At 65.0% G+C, this 4,249-nt stretch carries 1 protein-coding gene; it reads left to right on the top strand.

Annotated features, from left to right (window positions below; translation table 11 throughout):
* Nucleotides 1-431: 431 nt before the first annotated feature.
* On the top strand, nt 432-3,758 hold the full coding sequence (gene ileS, locus F7D09_RS10930) for a mupirocin-resistant isoleucine--tRNA ligase (RefSeq protein WP_319792559.1): 3,327 nt from the start codon (nt 432-434) through the stop codon (nt 3,756-3,758).
* Nucleotides 3,759-4,249: the final 491 nt, after the last annotated feature.

Below are 4,249 nucleotides of genomic sequence, written 5' to 3'. Positions count from 1 at the left end.
TTTATAATCTTTTATAATTCGATACCAAATCTCGCCCTACCCACCTCACTTGACCCCCGGCCGTGATACCATAAGCCCCGTTGTCAGACGATGATCCGTTATCAGCGGGGAGTCTTTCGGAAGAACAGCCCAACGGAACCGCGCTCGACCGCATGCCGCGCGAACGCACGCTCCGCCAAGCCCAGTAGAACCGACGGGGCCGGCCCGACACAGCCGGACTCAAGCGGTCGCCACTGCGCCCGGCGCATCAGCCGGAACGCACAGGCGACAAGCGAGGTGGTACCGCGGTGACGCACGCGCCGAACATGACGCCCGTCATCGTCCTCGTAGGCGGAAGCGACGATGAACGTCGCGGCCGGCCGCGAGGCTCGCCGCAACGCTCACACCGAACTCCCGCAGGACCAGAGCAACCAGCGACGAGGAGAGACATGGTGAGCGAAACCACCAATCATGTGTATCCCAAGGCGAACGAGGGCGGCGAGACCGCGAACGTCACGCCGAATCCCAGCTTCCCCGACCTCGAGGTGAAGACCCTCGACTATTGGGACAAGGACGACACCTTCCAGAAGTCCATCGAACGCAACCCGTCCGGCGACCACAGCCAGAACGAGTTCGTGTTCTTCGACGGCCCGCCCTTCGCGAACGGTCTGCCGCACTACGGCCACCTGCTGACCGGCTACGCGAAGGACGTGATCCCGCGCTACCAGACCATGAAGGGCCGCCGCGTCAACCGTGTGTTCGGCTGGGACACGCACGGCCTGCCCGCCGAGCTCGAGGCGCAGAAGGAGCTTGGCATCGACTCGGTCGACCAGATCGAGAAGATGGGCATCGACAAGTTCAACGACGCCTGCCGTGCCTCCGTGCTCAAGTACACGCGCGAATGGCAGGACTACGTGCACCGTCAGGCCCGTTGGGTCGACTTCGAGCACGGCTACAAGACGCTGAACATCCCGTACATGGAATCCGTGATGTGGGCGTTCAAGCAGCTCTACGACAAGGGCCTCGCCTACCAGGGCTACCGCGTGCTGCCGTACTGCCCGAAGGACCGCACGCCGCTGTCCGCGCACGAGCTGCGCATGGACGCCGACGTGTATCAGGACCGTCAGGACACCACCGTCTCCGTCGCCGTCAAGCTGCGCGACGAGGACGCGTACGCCGTCTTCTGGACCACCACGCCGTGGACCGTGCCCACCAACTTCGCGATCGTCGTCGGCGCCGACATCGACTATGTCGAGGTCCAGCCCACCGAGGGCAAGTTCGCCGGCAAGAAGTTCTACCTCGGCAAGGACCTGCTGCCGCACTACACCAAGGAGCTCGGCGAGGACTACAAGGTCGTGCGCGAGCTCAAGGGCTCCGAGCTGGCCGGCCGCCGCTACTGGCCGGTCTTCCCGTACTTCGCGGGCGAGACCGCCGAGTCCGAAGGCCACGTGCCCGGCCCGAACGGCTACACCATCTTCACCGCCGATTACGTCGACACCGTTGAAGGTACCGGTCTCGTGCATCAGGCTCCCTACGGCGAGGACGATATGAACACGCTCAACGCGAAGGGCATCAAGAGCACCGACGTGCTCGACGCCGGCTGCCGCTTCACCGCGCAGTGCCCCGACTACGAGGGCCAGTTCGTGTTCGACGCCAACCTGCCGATCCTGCGCAACCTGCGCGCCGGCGACGGTCCGCTCGCCCAGATCGACGAGGACAAGCGCGCGATCCTCTTCCAGGAGAAGAGCTACGTGCACTCCTACCCGCACTGCTGGCGCTGCGCCACGCCGCTCATCTACAAGCCGGTGAGCTCCTGGTTCGTCTCCGTCATCAAGATCAAGCCGCGCCTGCTCGAGCTCAACCAGCAGATCAACTGGATCCCGGAGAACGTCAAGGACGGCCAGTTCGGCAAGTGGCTCGCCAACGCGCGCGACTGGTCCATCTCGCGCAACCGCTTCTGGGGTTCGCCGATCCCCGTGTGGGTCTCCGACGACCCGAAGTACCCGCGCGTGGACGTCTACGGCTCGCTCGAGGAGCTCAAGCGCGACTTCGGCGACTACCCGCGCGACAAGGACGGCAACATCAACATGCACCGTCCGTGGATCGACAACCTGACCCGCGTGAACCCGGACGACCCGACCGGCAAGAGCCACATGCACCGCATCAGCGACGTGCTCGACTGCTGGTTCGAGTCCGGATCCATGTCGTTCGCCCAGTTCCACTACCCGTTCGAGAACAAGGAGAAGTTCGAACAGCACTTCCCGGCCGACTATATCGTCGAATACATCGGCCAGACGCGCGGCTGGTTCTACCTGCTGCACGTCATGGCGACCGCCCTGTTCGACCGTCCGGCGTTCAAGAACGTGATCTGCCACGGCATCGTGCTCGGCTCCGACGGCCAGAAGATGTCCAAGCACCTGCGCAACTATCCTGACGTCAACGGCGTGTTCGACAAGTACGGTTCCGACGCGATGCGCTGGTTCCTCATGTCGTCCCCGATCCTTCGCGGCGGCAATCTCATCGTCACCTCCGAAGGCATCCGCGACACGGTCCGCCAGGTCATGCTGCCGCTGTGGAGCTCCTACTACTTCTTCACTTTGTACGCCAACGCGGCGCACGAGGGCGCCGGCTTCGACGCCCGACCGCTCACCGCCGACGAGGTGGCAGGCCTGCCCGAGATGGACCGCTACCTGCTGGCGCGTCTCAACAAGCTCGTCGCCGGCGTGCAGAAGTCGCTCGACGAGTTCGCGATCTCCGACGCCTGCGATGAGGTCAGCGACTTCATCGACATGCTCACCAACTGGTACATCCGCAACACGCGCGACCGCTTCTGGAACGAGGACGCGAACGCGTTCAACACGCTGTACACCGCGCTCGAAGTGCTGTGCCGTGTGATGGCGCCGCTCGCCCCGATGGAGACCGAGACCATCTGGCGAGGCCTGACCGGCGGCGAGTCCGTGCATCTGGCCGACTGGCCGTTCCTGAAGGACGAGAAGACCGGCGAGACCACCGAGCTCGGCCGCGTGCTCGTGGCCGACGACAAGCTCGTCGCCGCCATGGAGAAGGTGCGCGAAGTCGTCTCCGGCACGCTCTCGCTACGCAAGGCCCAGCAGATCCGCGTGCGCCAGCCGCTCGCCAAGCTGACCGTGGTCGCCGAGGACGTGGCCGCCGTCAAGCCGTACGCCGAGATCCTCAAGTCCGAGCTCAACGTGAAGGACATCGAGTTCTGCACGCTCGAGGACGCCTCGTCGCAGGGTCTCAAGATCGTGCACGAGCTGCGCGTCAACGCGCGCGTGGCCGGCAAGCGACTGCGCAAGGACGTCCAGTTCGCCATCAAGGCGTCCAAGACCGGCGCCTGGCATGTGGACGCGGCCGGCACGCCGGTCGTCGAGACGCCGAACGGCGAGATTGCGCTTGAGACCGGCGAGTACGAGCTCATCAACCGTGTTGAGGAGACCGACGCGGCCGAGGCTGCGGCGTCCGTGTCCGCTGCGCTTCCGACCGGCGGTTTCGTGATCCTCGACACCGCCCTCACCGACGACCTGATCGCCGAAGGCTACGCGCGCGACGCGATCCGCGCCGTGCAGGACGCCCGCAAGGACGCCGGACTCGACATCGCCGACCGCATCATGCTGGAACTCACCGTTCCCGCCGCCGACGCGCCCAAGGCCGAGCAGTTCCGCGACCTCATCGCCCACGAGACGCTCGCCGAAGGCGGCGTCACCATCGTGGCCGACGCCGGCGCCAAGGAGCTCGGCGTCAAGGTCGCCAAGGCCTGACGGCAGTCTGACGGCGGACGGTAGATAGCCGCCGTTGCTTCGAGGGGCACCTGACCAACGTCAGGCGCCCCTCGTCGTATGCCACCACAAGTACGTTTCGTCTTCTGCTTTGCCCCCTCGGTGGAGGGGGCTGTCGCGGCCATAGGCCGTGACTGGGGGAGCGTCACCCGTTTGACCGACCGTACTCGGACGGACTGTTCCGAATACGGTCCGTTGAAAAAACTCAACCGACCGTACTCGAACGGGCCGTTCCGAGTACGTTCCGTTTCCTGTTTTGGCACCCTCGGTGGAGGGGGCTGTCGCGGTCATAGGCCGTGACTGGGGGAGCGTCACCCGCTTGACCGCCCGTACTCGGGGTAGCGGTTACGAGTACGTTCCGATGCTCCTATACATTGTCAAGCTGTTGCGCGTGTTGTGTCGGGGTGGTGATGGAGTGGATCCATTGGGTGGCGCGTTGTTCGAGTTCGGGCAGGTCGCGCACGCCCCGCTCG

Source organism: Bifidobacterium leontopitheci (genome assembly GCF_009193355.1).
GTDB classification, from domain to species: Bacteria; Actinomycetota; Actinomycetes; order Actinomycetales; family Bifidobacteriaceae; genus Bifidobacterium; species Bifidobacterium leontopitheci.
This window is presented reverse-complemented; position numbering and strand designations above follow the sequence as displayed.